9 protein-coding genes and 2 rRNA genes are annotated in these 16,634 nt (G+C 69.4%); 3 read left to right on the top strand and 8 right to left on the bottom strand.

Features of this window, described 5'->3' with window-relative positions; all coding sequences use genetic code 11:
* Positions 1–49 precede the first annotated feature (49 nt).
* Positions 50–3,155 (top strand): 23S ribosomal RNA (locus tag CELF_RS13990).
* A 73-nt stretch (positions 3,156–3,228) separates the two neighbouring features.
* Positions 3,229–3,345: ribosomal RNA gene (gene rrf / locus CELF_RS13985) — 5S ribosomal RNA — on the top strand.
* 173 nt (positions 3,346–3,518) lie between these two features.
* Here the strand turns inward: rrf and CELF_RS13980 are convergent.
* The 4 genes from CELF_RS13980 to CELF_RS13965 all read right to left on the bottom strand — a co-directional run bounded on the left by CELF_RS13980 (position 3,519) and on the right by CELF_RS13965 (position 10,216).
* Positions 3,519–3,950 carry an HIT family protein gene (locus tag CELF_RS13980; protein ID WP_041554396.1) on the bottom strand — a complete coding sequence of 144 codons (432 nt, stop codon included), beginning with the start codon at positions 3,948–3,950 and terminating at the stop codon, positions 3,519–3,521.
* 549 nt (positions 3,951–4,499) lie between these two features.
* Positions 4,500–6,692, bottom strand: coding sequence for a 1,4-alpha-glucan branching protein GlgB (glgB, locus tag CELF_RS13975; protein ID WP_013771922.1), 2,193 nt, complete (start codon positions 6,690–6,692; stop codon positions 4,500–4,502).
* A 106-nt stretch (positions 6,693–6,798) separates the two neighbouring features.
* On the bottom strand, positions 6,799–7,656 hold the full coding sequence (locus CELF_RS13970) for a LacI family DNA-binding transcriptional regulator (protein WP_232014249.1): 858 nt from the start codon (positions 7,654–7,656) through the stop codon (positions 6,799–6,801).
* A 31-nt stretch (positions 7,657–7,687) separates the two neighbouring features.
* Positions 7,688–10,216 (bottom strand): glycoside hydrolase family 2 protein, encoded by a 2,529-nt coding sequence (locus tag CELF_RS13965; RefSeq protein WP_013771920.1) that lies wholly within the window; start codon positions 10,214–10,216, stop codon positions 7,688–7,690.
* Between the two features lie 157 nt (positions 10,217–10,373).
* Between CELF_RS13965 and CELF_RS13960 the strand changes: the two genes are divergently transcribed.
* Positions 10,374–12,560, top strand: coding sequence for an alpha-galactosidase (locus CELF_RS13960; RefSeq protein WP_013771919.1), 2,187 nt, complete (start codon positions 10,374–10,376; stop codon positions 12,558–12,560).
* 72 nt (positions 12,561–12,632) lie between these two features.
* Here the strand turns inward: CELF_RS13960 and CELF_RS13955 are convergent, their stop codons facing one another.
* The 4 genes from CELF_RS13955 to CELF_RS13940 all read right to left on the bottom strand — a co-directional run bounded on the left by CELF_RS13955 (position 12,633) and on the right by CELF_RS13940 (position 16,523).
* Positions 12,633–13,241 carry a hypothetical protein gene (locus CELF_RS13955; RefSeq protein WP_013771918.1) on the bottom strand — a complete coding sequence of 203 codons (609 nt, stop codon included), beginning with the start codon at positions 13,239–13,241 and terminating at the stop codon, positions 12,633–12,635.
* A 152-nt stretch (positions 13,242–13,393) separates the two neighbouring features.
* A complete protein-coding gene (locus CELF_RS13950; protein WP_013771917.1) occupies positions 13,394–14,215 on the bottom strand; it encodes a carbohydrate ABC transporter permease in 822 nt (273 codons plus the stop codon).
* Positions 14,212–15,186, bottom strand: coding sequence for a carbohydrate ABC transporter permease (locus CELF_RS13945; RefSeq protein ID WP_013771916.1), 975 nt, complete (start codon positions 15,184–15,186; stop codon positions 14,212–14,214). The genes CELF_RS13950 and CELF_RS13945 overlap by 4 nt, the downstream gene beginning before the upstream one ends.
* 11 nt (positions 15,187–15,197) lie before the next feature.
* A complete protein-coding gene (locus tag CELF_RS13940; RefSeq protein ID WP_013771915.1) occupies positions 15,198–16,523 on the bottom strand; it encodes an ABC transporter substrate-binding protein in 1,326 nt (441 codons plus the stop codon).
* Positions 16,524–16,634: the final 111 nt, after the last annotated feature.

Genomic DNA, 16,634 nt, shown 5'->3' with positions numbered 1-16,634 from the left:
TAGCTTGAGAACTGCACAGTGGACGCGAGCATCTTTGAATGATCTTTGTGGTCAAGTTTATAAGGGCACAGGGTGGATGCCTTGGCACTAGGAGCCGAAGAAGGACGTGGTAGCCTGCGATAAGCCTCGGGGAGTTGGCAAACGAACCGTGATCCGAGGATGTCCGAATGGGGAAACCCCGCACGAGTCATGTCGTGTGACCCGCACCTGAATATATAGGGTGTGTGGAGGGAACGCCGGGAAGTGAAACATCTCAGTACCGGCAGGAAGAGATATTCCGTGAGTAGTGGCGAGCGAAAGCGGATCAGGCCAAACCGTATGCGTGTTCAAGCCGGCAGGCGTTGCGCATGCGGGGTTGTGGGACCTTTCCGTTGGTTCTGCCGAACCAGCAGGGAGTCAGAAAGTCGCGTCATAGTCGAAGGGCATTGAAAGGCCCGGCACAGAGGGTGGTACCCCCGTAGACGAAATGGCGTGGCCTCCCGAGAGGGATCCCAAGTAGCTCCGGGCCCGAGAAACCTGGAGTGAATCTGCACAGACCACTGTGTAAGCCTAAATACTACCTAGTGACCGATAGCGGACAAGTACCGTGAGGGAAAGGTGAAAAGTACCCCGGGAGGGGAGTGAAATAGTACCTGAAACCGTGTGCCTACAAACCGTCGGAGCCTCCCTAGCAGGGGTGACGGCGTGCCTTTTGAAGAATGAGCCTGCGAGTTAGTGGTACGTGGCGAGGTTAACCCGTGTGGGGAAGCCGTAGCGAAAGCGAGTCCGAATAGGGCGACACAGTCGCGTGCTCTAGACCCGAAGCGGAGTGATCTAGCCATGGGCAGGGTGAAGCGCGGGTAAGACCGCGTGGAGGCCCGAACCCACCAGGGTTGAAAACCTGGGGGATGACCTGTGGTTAGGGGTGAAAGGCCAATCAAACTCCGTGATAGCTGGTTCTCCCCGAAATGCATTTAGGTGCAGCGTCACGCGTTTCTTGCCGGAGGTAGAGCTACTGGATAGCCGATGGGCCCCACCAGGTTACTGACGTTAGCCAAACTCCGAATGCCGGTAAGCCAGAGCGTGGCAGTGAGACTGCGGGGGATAAGCTCCGTAGTCGAGAGGGAAACAGCCCAGACCACCAGCTAAGGCCCCTAAGCGTATGCTAAGTGGGAAAGGATGTGGAGTTGCACAGACAACCAGGAGGTTGGCTTAGAAGCAGCCACCCTTGAAAGAGTGCGTAATAGCTCACTGGTCAAGTGATTCCGCGCCGACAATGTAGCGGGGCTCAAGCATACCGCCGAAGCTGTGGCATTCACACGTTCGACAAGCCTTCGTGGTTCAGTCGTGTGGATGGGTAGGGGAGCGTCGTGTGGCGGGCGAAGTCGCGGGGTAACCCAGCGGTGGACGCCACACGAGTGAGAATGCAGGCATGAGTAGCGAATGACGGGTGAGAAACCCGTCCGCCGAATGACCAAGGGTTCCAGGGCCAGGCTAATCCGCCCTGGGTAAGTCGGGACCTAAGGCGAGGCCGACAGGCGTAGTCGATGGACAACGGGTTGATATTCCCGTACCGGCGAAGAACCGCCCATACCGAGCCCGGTGATGCTAACCGTCCGAGCCGGCCCACCGCACCTTCGGGTGCACCGGGCCGGGGAGCACGGGACCCGAACCGGTAGTAGGTAAGCGTATTAACAGGGGTGACGCAGGAAGGTAGCCAAGCGTGGCGATGGTAGTCCACGTCCAAGGTCGTAGGGCGAGGTGTAGGCAAATCCGCACCTCACGAGCCTGAGAGCTGACGGTGACCGCGATAGCGGGAATCTGGTGATCCTATGCTGCCAAGAAAAGCCTCGACGCGAGGTTCTAGCCGCCCGTACCCCAAACCGACTCAGGTGGTCAGGTAGAGAATACCAAGGCGATCGAGCAAATCGTGGTTAAGGAACTCGGCAAAATGCCCCCGTAACTTCGGGAGAAGGGGGGCCTGACGTGTGAACCGGCACGCCCGGGGCAGCACGAAGGGCCGCAGAGACCAGGGAGAAGCGACTGTTTACTAAAAACACAGGTCCGTGCGAAGTCGCAAGACGATGTATACGGACTGACGCCTGCCCGGTGCTGGAAGGTTAAGAGGACGGGTCAGCCGCAAGGCGAAGCTCAGAATTTAAGCCCCAGTAAACGGCGGTGGTAACTATAACCATCCTAAGGTAGCGAAATTCCTTGTCGGGTAAGTTCCGACCTGCACGAATGGCGTAACGACTTCTCCGCTGTCTCAACCGCGAACTCGGCGAAATTGCACTACGAGTAAAGATGCTCGTTACGCGCAGCAGGACGGAAAGACCCCGGGACCTTTACTATAGCTTGGTATTGGTGTTCGGTGCGGCTTGTGTAGGATAGGTGGGAGACTGTGAAGCCGGCACGCCAGTGTCGGTGGAGTCAACGTTGAAATACCACTCTGGTCGCTCTGGATATCTAACCTCGGTCCGTGATCCGGACCAGGGACAGTGCCTGGTGGGTAGTTTAACTGGGGCGGTTGCCTCCTAAAATGTAACGGAGGCGCTCAAAGGTTCCCTCAGCCTGGTTGGCAATCAGGTGGCGAGTGCAAGTGCACAAGGGAGCTTGACTGTGAGACTGACAGGTCGAGCAGGGACGAAAGTCGGAACTAGTGATCCGGCGGTGGCTTGTGGAAGCGCCGTCGCTCAACGGATAAAAGGTACCCCGGGGATAACAGGCTGATCTTGCCCAAGAGTCCATATCGACGGCATGGTTTGGCACCTCGATGTCGGCTCGTCGCATCCTGGGGCTGGAGTAGGTCCCAAGGGTTGGGCTGTTCGCCCATTAAAGCGGTACGCGAGCTGGGTTTAGAACGTCGTGAGACAGTTCGGTCCCTATCCGCTGCGCGCGCAGGAAACTTGAGAAGGGCTGTCCCTAGTACGAGAGGACCGGGACGGACGAACCTCTGGTGTGCCAGTTGTTCCGCCAGGAGCACGGCTGGTTGGCTACGTTCGGAAGGGATAACCGCTGAAAGCATCTAAGCGGGAAGCCTGCTTCAAGATGAGGTTTCCACGGGACTCGTCCCGAGAGGCACCCCGCTAGACCACGGGGTTGATAGGCCGGATGTGGAAGGCAGGACCAAAGACTGCCGCAGCTGACCGGTACTAATAAGCCGACAACTTCACCACTCATTCATTGCTACGCGTCCACTGTGCGGTTCCCGAGAGACGAACGGGAACCCGTTTGACAACTCGACAACGTTACGGCGGTCATAGCGAAGGGGAAACGCCCGGTCCCATTCCGAACCCGGAAGCTAAGCCCTTCAGCGCCGATGGTACTGCACTCGCCAGGGTGTGGGAGAGTAGGACGCCGCCGGACACCATTCAGAAAGAGCCACCCCAGCAATGGGGTGGCTCTTTCTGTTTCTGGGGTGCGCGTCCTGCGGCTGTTTCTGGGGTGCGCCTCCTACGGCCGAACCGTGCGGTTCAGCGCCCTCGGTCGTGTGCGCGCCGTGCGCTGGTGTGGAGGGGCGGGCGTGCCTGAGCCCGGGATCAGCGGTGGTGGGCCGGAAGTGCTGCGCGGACGAGCGCGGCGGAGTCGTCGAGCTCGGCTCGGGGACGGACCCGCCAGTCAGCGTCGATGCGGAAGCCGTCACCCGGGGTGCGGGGGAAGACGTGCAGGTGGACGTGGAACACCTCCTGGAATGCTGCCTCACCGTCCGCGAGGAACATGTTCACGCCATCGCAGGGGAGGCCCGACGCGCGCAGGGCTGCCGCGAGTCGGTGGCCCGCCCGGAACATCGTCGCGCCCAGCTCCTCGTCGAGATCTTCCAGGGACGCAGCGTGGGCCTTGGGGATGACGAGCAGGTGGCCGTTCGTCACCGGCTGGATGTCCATGAAGGCGAGGACGGCGTCGTCCTCGTAGACACGGCTCGACTCGACCGTGCCGGCCACCACTCCGCAGAAGATGCAGTCGTCGCTCACCCGCTCAGCGTGGCGCACACGCGGCGCGCGGGCCAGGTGTTCTCCTCGGCGTGCCTCCTCGTGCCGCATGGGCGCGGGCGGCGTGGGGCCCGGTCGGGAAGACGGGTCACGGGATTGCGGTACCCCGCGCCGGCCGTCACGGGCGCCTGCCTGGTCGGCCTGCCTGGTCGGCCTGCCTGGTCACGGCGGGTGCCTGGTCACGGCGGGTGCCTGGTCACGGCGGGTGCCTGGTCACGGCGGGTGCCTGGTCACGGCGGGTGCCTGGTCACGGCGGCTGCCTGGTCAGAGCGCCCGCCTGGACACGGCGGCTGCGTGTGTTGACCCGCCAGTCTCCGCACGGCGGCTGGCGGGGCACAGCGGGTGGCGGGTCGCGGCCACCGACTGGGCGCAGCGGTTGGCTGCTCCGCGGCTGACGGGCTTTGACGGCTGACGGGTTGCTTGGGACGTCGGGTGCGCGTGAGGGGGGGGCGCCGCTGCGACGTCGGTGATGGCTGGTCGGGACCGGTCGGGGGCGTCGGTCGTCGTGGGAGACGGGTGCTCGTGTGCCTGTCAGGCGGGCGGGGGCGGGTCGGAGACGAAGACGACCGCGCCGAGCGGCGGGATGCGGACCGAGGCGGAGTACGGGCGGCTGTGGTGCGGGACCGGCTCGGCATCGACGGCGCCGAGGTTGCCGACACCGGAGCCGCCGTACGGCTCGGCGTCGGAGTTGTAGGCCTCCCGCCAGCGACCTCCGCGGGGGAGGGCCAGGCGGTAGCCCTCGTGCGGGACACCGGCGAAGTTGACCACGACCGCGGCGAGCTGGCCGTCCGAGGACTTGCGCAGGTAGGCGAGGGTGTTGCGGTCGGCGTCGTCGGAGTCGATCCACTCGAAGCCGTCGGGCGTGTGGTCGAGCTCCCAGAGAGCGGGAGTGTCGCGGTAGACGCGGTTGAGGTCGCGCAGGGCGGTGCTCACACCGGCGTGGCCCGGGTCGTCGAGCGCATGCCAGTCGAGGGAGCGCGACTCGGCCCACTCGGTCTGCTGCGCGTACTCGCCGCCCATGAACAGCAGCTGCTTACCGGGATGGGTCCACTGGTAGGCGAGGAGCAGGCGGACGCCGGCGAGCTTCTGCCAGTGGTCGCCGGGCATGCGGCCGTACAGCGAGCCCTTGCCGTGCACGACCTCGTCGTGGCTCAGCGGGAGCACGAACGCCTCGGAGTAGGCGTACACCATCGAGAACGTGACCTCGTGGTGGTGGTAGCGCTTGTGGATGGGCTCCTCCGCGACGTAGCGGAGGGTGTCGTTCATCCACCCCATGTTCCACTTCAGGCCGTAGCCGAGACCGTTGGCGTCCGTGGGTGCGGTGACGCCGGGCCAGGCGGTGGACTCCTCGGCGATCATGAGGATGCCCGGCGCGCGCTTGTAGGCGGTGGCGTTGGCCTCCTGCATGAACGAGATGGCGTCGAGGTTCTCGCGGCCGCCGTACTTGTTGGGGCGCCACTGACCGGGACGCCGGGAGTAGTCGAGGTAGAGCATCGAGGCGACGGCGTCGACCCGCAGGCCGTCCACGTGGAACTCCTCGAGCCAGTACACGGCGTTCGCGACGAGGAAGTTGCGGACCTCGGACCGGCCGAAGTTGAAGACGTACGTGCCCCAGTCGGGGTGCTCGCCGAGGAGCGGGTCCGGGTGCTCGTACAGCGCGGTGCCGTCGAACTGGGCGAGCGCCCACTCGTCCTTGGGGAAGTGCGCGGGCACCCAGTCGACGATGACGCCGATGCCCGCCCGGTGCAGGGCGTCGACGAGGTAGCGGAAGTCGTCGGGGTGGCCGAAGCGGGACGTGGGGGCGAAGTAGGAGGACACCTGGTAGCCCCAGGAGCCGCCGAAGGGGTGCTCCGCCACGGGCAGGAACTCGACGTGCGTGAAACCCAGCTCCAGGACGTACTCGGTGAGCTGGTGCGCGAGGTCACGGTAGGACAGGCCCTGCCGCCACGAGCCGAGGTGCACCTCGTAGACGCTCATGGGGCCGGTGTGCGGGTCGCGCTGCGCCCGCGCGGTCATCCACTCGTCGTCGGACCAGGTGTAGCGGGACTCCACGACGACGGACGCCGTCGCCGGCGGGACCTCGGTGCCGCGGGCCATGGGGTCGGCCTTCTGGCGCCACGAGCCGTCGCGGCCCAGGATCTCGAACTTGTAGCGGGCGCCCGCCGTGACGCCCGGGGCGAAGATCTCCCACACGCCGCTGTCGCCGAGCGAGCGCATCGCGTGCGTCGCGCCCTGCCAGTAGTTGAAGTCGCCGACGACGCGCACCGCCTGGGCGTTGGGTGCCCACACGGCGAACGACGTGCCCTCGACGTCGCCCAGCACGCCGGGGTACGTGCGGACGCGGGCACCGAGGACCGTCCACAGCTGCTCGTGGCGGCCCTCGCGGATGAGGTGCCGGTCGAGCTCCTGGACCGTCGGGAGGAAGCGGTACGGGTCGTCGGCGAGGCTCACGTCGTCGCCGTACGTGACCTCGATCCGGTAGTCCGGCACGTCGACGCCCGGGAGGACCGCGACCCAGATCCCGTCCTGCTCGTGCTGCGCGGGCACGCGGGTGTCGGCCGTGATGACGACGACCTTGTCGGCCAGCGGGCGCAGCGTGCGGATCGTGACGCCGCCGTCGCCCACGTGCGGACCGAGGACGCCGTGGGGGTCGTAGTGCGCGCCGTGGGCGACCGCACTCAGGGTGCCGGAGTCGGCAGGGACCGGGGCAGGGGCCGCACTCATGGTCCTACCCAACCACCCGGCGGGCGTCTGCGCAGGTGGACGGCCTGGCGACCTGTCGAGAGGGCCGGCGGGCCGTCGGGTGGCGCCCACGACGTCCCGCTGCTGGTCAGGCGGTGGCGCGGTCCGCGGGCGGGGCGGTGGTGCCGCGCGTGACGAGCCGGGGCTGCGGCGCGGTGTACGAGGTCACAGGGCCGTCGGCGAGCAGGTTGAGCACGCAGTCGGCGACCTGCACGCCCATCGCGTGCACGTCGAGGCTCATCGCGGACAGCGCGGGCGAGGCCAGGCGGCACAGGGCCGAGTCGTCCCAGGCCAGCAGCGACAGGCGCTCGGGAACGGGCACGCCCATCTCGGCGGCGACGCGCAGGCCGGCGATGGCCATGACGTCGTTGTCGTAGATGATCGCGGACGGCGGCGAGCCGCGGCCCAGGAGGGCCCGCGTCGCGCGCGTCGCGGACTCCTCGCCGTAGTCACCCTCCACGACGCTGCCCTGGGCCCCCAGGCGCGCGCACTCGGCGACGAACGCCTCGGTGCGGGCCTGCGTGTGCGCGAGCGTGCGCGGACCGGACACGCGGGCGAGCCGCAGGTGGCCCAGGCCGACCAGGTGCCCGACCGCGTCACGCATCGCCTGGCCGTTGTCGATCCACACGTTGGCGAACGGGAGGTCCGGGGTCGGACCACCGACGACGACCGTCGGGATCCCGAGCCGGCCGAGCACCTCGAGCCGGTTGTCCTCGAGCGCGACGTTGACCACCACGACGGCGTCGACGAGCCGGCCCTCGCCCCAGCGCTGGTAGGCCCGGATCTCCGCGTCGTGGTCGGGGACGACGTGCAGGAGCAGCGAGCGGCCCTCGACGGCGAGGGACTCCTCGATGCCGGCGATGAGCTCCATGAAGAAGGGCTCGAGGCCGAGCATCCGGGCCGGCCGGGCGAGGACCAGGCCGACGGCATCCATCCCGTGGGTCACGCCCGCCAGCGTAGTGGCGGGCGCGAACCGTTCAGCGGGACTGCTGGAGATCACGCTCGGCGCCCGCCGGTGCCGTCGCGCCGCGCGGCACGACCACGTCGTTCGCCGTGCGCAGCACGGGGCTGCGCGTGAGGGCGGCGGCGTCGAACCGTGCGGAGGTGCGGACGTGGAACGAGAACGTCTCGCCCGCCGGCACGTCGACGAGGGCGTCGTCGACCGTCGCGTCGGGGTCGAGGCGGTCCACGTGCAGCGTGACCGAGCGGGCGAACGTCCGGGCGGTCACGTCGACGCGGTAGCCGTCCTGCAGCGGCGACACGGTCGCGGACACCGGGTCGGGGTCGAGGCGCAGGTCGACGTCCTGCGCCCACGTGTGGACCGTGCGGACGTCCCCGAGGTCGACGACCAGGACCTCGCCGGCCGCGTCGTCGGGCGCGGCGACCTCGTCGGGCAGCGCGAACAGGCCGACCGACCACGCGCCGACGGCCAGCCCGAGCTCGACCTCGGCGAGCGTCGCACCGTCGAGCGTGCGCCGCGAGAGCCGGACCGTGCCCTGCCAGAGGCCACCCGTGTCGTTGACGACCGCGAGCTCGTCGCGGCCGTCGCGCGGCTGCACGGTGAGCAGGCGCGGGGCGTAGGCGCGGCGCAGGGCGTGCCACAGCGGCTTGACCCGCTCGTCGCCGTCGATCGCGGCCCACGACGTCACCGGCCAGCAGTCGTTGAGCTGCCACACGATCGCGCCCGCGGTCCGGGGCCACCACGACCGGTAGTGCTCGATCGCGAACGCGACGGCGCGGGCCTGGTTGAGCTGCGTCGCCCAGTGCCAGTCGACGAAGCCGGCGGGCACGCCCAGGTGCGGCGCGAGGCCGCGGTCGAGCTTGCCGTTGCCGTCCTCGGCCTTCTGGTGCAGCAGGAACGTCGGGTCGTCCTTGGTCAGCGGGCCGCCGTCGTCGGCGCGGACGGCACGCGTGAGGGTCGACCACGTCGGCGGGCCCTGGAAGCCGAACTCGGAGCAGAACCGCGGCACGTCGTCGCGGTACGCGGAGTAGTCGACGCGGTTCCAGACCTCCCACTCGTGGTGCGTGCCGTGGTCCGGGTCGTTCGGGTGGACGTCGTCGAGCGCGAAGCCGGGGGAGTACGGGCTGCCGTCGGCGTACGGGCGCGTCGGGTCGAGCTCCGCGACGACGCCCTTGAGCAGCTCGGTCGCCAGCCGGTAGCCCCACGTGCGGCCCTCGAGCTCCTGCGGCCAGCCCCAGTCCATGAAGCCCCAGAGGTTCTCGTTGCCGCCGTTCCACAGCACGAGCGAGGCGTGCGGCGTGAGCCGGGCGACGTTCTCGCGCGCCTCGGCCTCGAGCTCGTCCCAGATGGGCTGCTCCTCGGGGTAGGCCGCGCACGCGAGGAGGAAGTCCTGCCAGACGAGCAGGCCGCGCTCGTCGCACAGGTCGTAGAAGTCCTCGGACTCGTAGATGCCGCCGCCCCAGACGCGCAGCAGGTTGAGGTTCGCCTCGACGGCCTGGTCGAGCCGGTGCGCGAGGCGCTCGCGCGTGATGCGGGTGAGCAGGTGGTCGTCGGGGATCCAGTTGGCGCCCTTGACGAAGACCGGCCGCCCGTTGACGCGGAACGTGAACGGCGTCCCGTCCTCGTCGGGCGTCGTGTCGACCTCGACCGTGCGGAACCCGATGCGCCGGGACCAGGAGTCGAGCGGCTCGTCGTCGCGCGTCGCGAGCGTGACGGTGAGGTCGGACAGCGGCTGCGGGCCGTGGCCGACCGGCCACCACAGGGGTGCCCGGGGGACCTCGAGCTCGACGACGGCCGACGTGGCCGTGCCGGGCACGGTGACGGCGACGTCGGCCGACAGGACGCGGGCGCGCAGCGTGACGGGCGCGTCGCCACCGGGCAGGCCCGAGCGCTCGAGGTCCACGAGCACGCGCACCCGGCCGGTGCCGTCGGGGTCGACCGTGACGTGCGTGCGCACCGACGCGAGCCGCGCGGTGCGCCACCGCTCGACGCGGACCGGCTTCCACAGGCCCGCGGTCTGCAGGTCGGGGCCCCAGTCCCAGCCGAACGAGCACGCCATCTTGCGGACCATGTTGAACGGCTGCGGGTAGGCCAGCGGGCGGTGGCCGAGGCGCTCGCGCTCCGCCTCGGCGTGCACGATCGCGGCCCGCAGGTCCACGCGCAGGCGCTGGGTGTCGGGGCGCAGCAGGGCGCGCACGTCGAACCGGTAGGACCGGTGCTGGTTGGCGGTGCGGCCGAGCTCGTGGCCGTCGAACGTGACGGTCCCGACGGTGTCGATGCCGCCGAAGACGAGGTCGACGCGCTCGTCGGCGGCGGCCGGGTCGAGGACGAGCTCGCGCTCGTAGGCCCAGTCGGTGCGCCGCATCCACGCGAGGACGTCCTCGTTGCGGTCGAGGTACGGGTCGGGGATCAGGCCCTCGTCGAGCAGCGCGGTGTGGCTCGTCCCGGGGACGCGGGCCCGCACGCGCACGCCGGCCAGCTCGGCCGGGACGGGTCCGGAGACGGCCGTGAGGGTCCAGCCGTCGTAGAGGTCCTGGGTGATCATCGACGCGCGCTCCTGGGTCCGCGGGTCCGGCGCGTCCGTCCCGCGTCGTCGCGGGCGGCTCGGAGCCTCCGGGGAGGTGCCGAGTCGGCTGCCAGGTACCCGGGATCATTCTTAGACAACTGAATAAAGTAAGTCAATCGAGTGGCACACTGACCCGGTGAGCACCGAGACGCGGGACGACGTCGTCCCCACCACCCCCGCACCCGACCTGCTGCACCTGCGCGCCGACGGCGTGAGCCTCGTCGTCGACCTGGACGGCGGCACCCTGCCGCGCGTCCTGCACTGGGGAGCCGACCTGGGCGACGTCGACGAGGCCGTCCTGCGCGACCTGCGGCTCGCGTCCCGCCCGATGCCGATCGGCTTCCCCGTCGACGGGGAGGTGCCCGTCGCGGTCGTCCCCGAGCAGTCCGCCGGCTTCCTCGGCACGCCGGGCCTGACCGGGACGCGCGACGGGCGCGACTTCTCGACGGCCTTCGTCGTGCGCACGCACACCCTCGCGCGGCTCGACGACGGGACGCAGCGCCTCGACGTGCACGCCGACGACACCGCCGCCGGGCTCACGCTGGACCTGGTCCTCGAGCTCACCCCGCACGGGCTCGTGCGGCAGCGCGGCACCGTGACGAGCACCGCCGACGGCACGTACGCGCTCGACGGGCTGCTGCTCACGCTCCCCGTGCCGGCCGTCGCGACCGAGCTCCTCGACTTCTCCGGCCGCTGGGCACGCGAGCGCAGCCCGCAGCGGACCGCCTTCACCCACGGGACCCGGCTGCGGGAGAACCGCCGGGGCCGTACCGGCTACGACACCGCGTTCGTCCTCGTCGCCGGCACCGCCGGGTTCGGCCACCGCAGCGGGCGCGTCTGGGGCGTGCACACCGCCTGGTCGGGCAACCACCGCAACCTCGCGGAGCGCAGCCACTACCAGCCGGGGCTGCTCGGGGGCGGGGAGCTGCTCGCCGCGGGCGAGGTGCGGCTCGCCACGGGGGAGTCGTACACGAGCCCCTGGGTGTACGGGTCCACGGGCGAGGGCCTCGACGCGCTCGCGGGCCGGTTCCACCGCTGGATGCGGGCGCGGCCGCAGCACCCGCGCACGCCGCGGCCCGTCACGCTCAACACCTGGGAGGCCGTGTACTTCCAGCACGACCTCGGGCGGCTCACCGAGCTCGCCGACGCCGCGGCGGCGATCGGGGCCGAGCGGTTCGTGCTCGACGACGGCTGGTTCGGCTCCCGTCGCGACGACACGCGCGGGCTGGGGGACTGGTACGTCTCGGCCGACGTGTGGCCGCAGGGGCTGCACCCGCTCGTCGACCACGTCACCGGCCTCGGGCTGCAGTTCGGCCTGTGGGTCGAGCCGGAGATGGTCAACCCCGACTCCGACCTCGCGCGCGCGCACCCCGACTGGATGCTCCAGGTGCCGTCGCGGCTGCCGCGGCCGGCCCGGCACCAGCAGGTGCTCGACCTCGCGCAGCCGGGGGCGTACGCCTACATCCTCGACCGGCTCGACGCGCTGCTCACCGAGTACGCGATCGGGTACCTCAAGTGGGACCACAACCGCGACCTCGTCGACGCCGGGCACGGGCCCGCGGGCGTCGCGGGGGTGCACGGGCAGACGCTCGCCGTCTACCGCCTGCTCGACGAGCTCCGGTCGCGGCACCCCGGGGTCGAGATCGAGTCGTGCTCGTCGGGCGGCGGACGCGTCGACCTGGAGATCCTGCAGCGGACGGACCGGATCTGGGGGAGCGACTGCATCGACGCGCTCGAGCGGCAGCAGATCCAGCGGTGGACCAACCTGCTCGTGCCGCTGGAGATCGTCGGCTCGCACATCGGCTCGGGCACCGCGCACAGCACCGGGCGGCGGCACGCCCTGTCGTTCCGCGCGGGCACTGCGCTGTTCGGGCACCTCGGCATCGAGTGGGACCTGCGCGAGGCCGACCAGGACCAGCGTGCCGAGCTCGCGGCCTGGGTCGCCGCGTACAAGGACCTGCGCGGGCTGCTGCACACCGGCGCGACGGTGCACGCCGACGGGGTCGACCCGTCGCACCACGTGCACGGCGTCGTCGCGCAGGACGGGTCGGACGCACTGTTCGCGGTCGTCGCCACCGCCACGTCCGACGCCCTTCCGACGGGCCGGCTGACGTTCCCCGGGCTCGACCCCGACGCGACCTACCACGTGCGTCCCCAGCCGCCCGGCGACGTCGTCGACGGGCTCGGGAGCCACTGGCTGTCGTTGCCGTGGTGGACACCCGAGGGTGTGCGGCTCACCGGGCGGGTGCTCGCCGAGGTCGGTCTGCAGGTGCCCGTGCTCTTCCCCGAGCACCTCGTCCTGGTGCGCGCGACGCGCGTGTGAGGCCGACCGGGGCGCCCGCGCAGCAGGGGCGCCCGGTCGCCCCGGGCCGGGCGCGAGCGCTGCCGCGCGCGGTCAGACGATCCCGCCGCAGTCCTGGACGTAGCCCTCGCGCTGGTGGGGGTACACCTCCGTCCGGTAGCGGTCGGCCAGCGCGGCGGCCTGCGCGGGCGTCGCACCCATCGCCTCGGCCACCGCGGCGTCGTCCCGCAGCGCGCGGCACTCCGCGACGCCCTCGTCGCGCTCGCCGGCCACGTGCTGGGCCTCGTGGCTGACGACGTGCACCGCCACGACCTGGTCGAGCGACGGTGCGTGCTTGGCGCTCGCCAGCCACGCCGCGAGGTCGCGGCACGTCTGCGACCTCAGGTGGGACGTCGACGGGTCGTCGTACCGGACGAAGCCGAGGTACCCGGACAGGTCGAGCAGGTCGGCGGACGTGCGCAGGCACGCCACGCGCGCGTCGGGCACGCCGGAGGCCAGCCGGGTGGCCGTCGTCGCGACCGCCTGCGTCCGGTGGTGACGCAGCTCGTGGAACCCGGCGACCCCGGCGAGCGCGGTCCACCACACGAGCGCGACGACCCCCAGCGCCCGCCACCCGACGGTGCCGCGGACGAGCCGTACCGCCGCGCGCACCGCGAGGACGGCCGTCGCCACGGCCACGACCGACAGCACTCCGACGTCCACGGCACCTCCTCCCTCCCAGGAGTCGGCACCGCGTGGCCGCGGCTGGAGCCGCAGCGCGGGACGGGAGCACGCCCCGGACGAGAGGGCGGGGCCGGCGGGCACGTCGACGGGCCCGGCCGCACGTGGCGACCGGGCCCGTCGAGGCGGGTCCGCTACTTCGTCGCGCCCGCGGTGAAGCCGTTGTAGATGTACCGCTGCAGGAACAGGAACAGCACGAGGATCGGGATGATCGTGAGGATCACGCCTGCGGAGATGACCTCCCACTGCGAGCCGTACGGACCCTTGAACGCGAACAGCGCGGTCGAGATCGGCCTCGTCGACGGGTCGTTGAGGTAGAGGAACGGCAGGAAGAACTCGTTGTAGATGCCGATGCCCTTGATGATGACGACGGTCGCGATCGCGGGCTTGAGGTTGGGCAGGATGATCTGGAAGAAGATCCGCAGGTGGCCCGCGCCCTCGATCATCGCGGCCTCGTCCAGCGACCGCGGGATGCTGCGCATGAACTGCACGAAGATGTAGATGGACACGATGTCCGTGCCCATGAACAGCAGGATCAGCGCCCAGCGGGAGCCGTACAGGCCCAGGCCGTTGATGATCTGGAAGGTCGCGACCTGCGTCGTGACACCCGGGACGAGCGTCGCGAGCAGGAACAGCGCCAGGACGACGGAGCGGCCGCGGAACCGGAAGCGGTCCAGGGCGTACGCGGTGGCCGCGCCGATGAGGATGGTGCCCGCGATGGCGGCGACGAAGATCAGCACCGTGTTCGCGAACGCCAGTCCCATGCCGCCGCGCGTGAACGCCGTCGCGTAGTTCTCGAGGTTGAGCCAGTCCTGCGGGAGCGTGAACGGGCCGGTCGACAGGAACTCCTGGTTGGTCTTGAACGAGCCGAACAGGATGAGACCCAGCGGCAGGAGCGTGACGACCGCGGCGATCGTCAGCGACACGTACTTCGCGGTCGAGGTCACGAGCTTCACGTGAGGTCCACCTCCTCGTCGGGGACGATCCGGCGCTGCAGCCACGTCACGACCAGCACGAAGACGAGCAGGACGACGGCCATCGCCGACGCGAGCCCGACGGTGTTGCGCTGGAAGGCCATCCAGACCGTGCGGATGACGAACGTCTCGGTGCCGTTGGCGCCGCCCGTCATGACGTAGGGGATCTCGAAGACCGACAGCGACCCCGAGATGCCGAGGATGAACGCGAGCCCGACGATCGGGCGGATCGACGGCAGGATGATGTGCCAGAACTCGTGCCAGCGGTTCGCGCCGTCCAGCGACGCCGCCTCGTAGATGTCCGAGTTGATCGACTGGATCGCGCCCAGGAACATCACGAACGTCAGGCCCGTGTACCGCCAGACGGACACCGCGGCGAGCGCGTAGTTGGCGACCTCGGGGTCACCCGTCCACTGGTGGACGAGGCTCTCCAGCCCGGTGTTGAGCAGGACCGTGTCCAGGCCGCCGCCGGGCTTGAGGAAGTTGAGGAAGATCAGGCCGATCGCGACGCCGTTGATGAGGTACGGGAAGAACAGGATGCCCTTCCACATGTTCTTGAACCGCACCTTGAACGACAGGATCGTCGCGAAGTACAGCGCGAGCGCCATCTGCACGAACGATCCGACGACGTAGTAGAGCGACACCAGGAACACGCGCACGTTGTCCGGGTCGGTGAACACGTCGACGTAGTTCTCGAGGCCGACGAAGTTCTTCGTCTTGTCCAGCCCGTCCCAGTCCGTCACCGAGTACCAGAACATGTTGACGACGGGCGCGTACGTGAGGAGCAGCAGCAGCCCGACGGGGACGAGCAGGAACAGGTAGGGCGTGAGCCGGCGGTACCACGCCGAGCCACGGCCCACCCCTCCCGGGACCTTCCGGGAGGGGCGCGCCGCGTCTGGCTCGTGCGCGGCCGCGACGGCCGGGCCGGTCAGGCCCGAGGGTGCGGTCGTCATGTCAGGGAACCTCAGGCGCCGGCGTCGGCGCGCCCCTCGGCCCACCTGGAGTTCAGGTCGTCGAAGATCTGCTCCTTGGTGCGCGCGCCGGAGCGGGCGTCGTCGATGATCTGCTGGCGGTACTTCGGGTCGGTCGTGACGATGCCCGACGCGGTGTCGATGTCCGCGAACAGCGACTCCTTGCCCTCGGGGGCAGGGTTCATCGTGATGAGCTCGACCTCGGCCATGAAACCCTCGAGGGCGGCCGGGACGGGCCCGTCGATGAGCGGGGAGAGGCCGACCTGCGCCTCGGAGAAGCCGGACTCGTGGTTGAACCAGTCGATCCACGCGCGCGCGGTCGCCTTGTTCTTCGAGTGGACGTTGATGCCGAGGTTGTAGTCACCGCCGGCGACGGTGTGGAACTTGCCGTCGACCTGCGAGGGGGTCGGCATGTAGGCGATGTCGGCCGGGTCGGCGCCCGCGGCCTCCGCGGCCGCCTGCATCTGCGGGATCGACCACGAGCCGAGCACCATCGCGGAGATGTCGCCGACGCCCAGGAGGCGCTTGCTGCCCTCCCAGTCGGTGGTCGTGGGGTCGGCCTCGGTCAGGCCCTGCGCGACGACGTCGTAGATCGTGCCGTCGATGACGCCCGAGTCGGACTCCTCGGTCCACGGGGTGTCCGTCTGCGTCATCTCGTTGACGTAGTCGGGGTTGGCGGTGACGGCACCGCGCCAGCCCTCCCACTGCGAGAGCGCCCAGGCGTCCTTGTAGTTCGTGTAGAGCGGGGCGACTGCGATGCCCTTGTCCTTGACGGCCTGCAGGTCGTCGAGGAACTCCTGCGGTGTGGTCGGGAACTCGGTGATCCCGGCCTCCTCCCACACGCGCTTGTTGTAGACGACGCCCTGCACGTTGCCGACGACCGGGATGCCGTAGGACTTGCCCTCGAACGACTTGTCGTTGAGCCAGCGGTACTCCTTCTCCATCTCGGCCTGGTCGCCGAGCGGCTCGAAGAAGTCGGGGAGCTGGTCGGGCGTGACCGAGCCCGGGATGGCGAGCACGTCGCCGTAGTCCTCGGTGTTCATGCGGGTCTTGACCGTGCCCTCGTAGTCGGTCACGCCCTCGACGGTGACGTCGGTGACCTCGGGGTACTTGGCCTTGAACTGCTCCACGTACTCGTCGAACGTGCCGTCCTCGACGAGGTCGGTGCGCCAGGTGAGGACGGTGAGCTCACCCGAGGGGGTGCCGTCGTCGTTGGCCTCCTGGTCGCCACCGCCGCTCGAGCACGCCGCCGTCAGGGCGAGGAGGGTGCTGGCGGTCACGACCGCCAGGACGCGCGTGCGTCGCTTCTGAGGGAACATCCTTGATCCTCTCGTCGGGCCGGCACCTCCGCGTGCCGGCCGGTATGGAGGGCTTCGTCACCATCGGGGTCATGCGAACCCTGCTCCGCGTGGCATTCTTAGGCAAGTGAA

This window comes from Cellulomonas fimi ATCC 484 (assembly GCF_000212695.1).
GTDB classification, from domain to species: Bacteria; Actinomycetota; Actinomycetes; order Actinomycetales; family Cellulomonadaceae; genus Cellulomonas; species Cellulomonas fimi.
Note: the sequence above shows the minus strand (reverse complement) of the source record. Positions and strands in the feature narration are given on the sequence as shown.

Coding starts and splice junctions, on each gene's coding strand:
- glgB (WP_013771922.1), bottom strand. CDS start 6,692: ATGAGTGCGGCCCCTGCCCCGGTCCCTGCCGACTCCGGCACCCTGAGT.
- CELF_RS13965 (WP_013771920.1), bottom strand. CDS start 10,216: ATGATCACCCAGGACCTCTACGACGGCTGGACCCTCACGGCCGTCTCC.
- CELF_RS13945 (WP_013771916.1), bottom strand. CDS start 15,186: ATGACGACCGCACCCTCGGGCCTGACCGGCCCGGCCGTCGCGGCCGCG.
- CELF_RS13940 (WP_013771915.1), bottom strand. CDS start 16,523: ATGTTCCCTCAGAAGCGACGCACGCGCGTCCTGGCGGTCGTGACCGCC.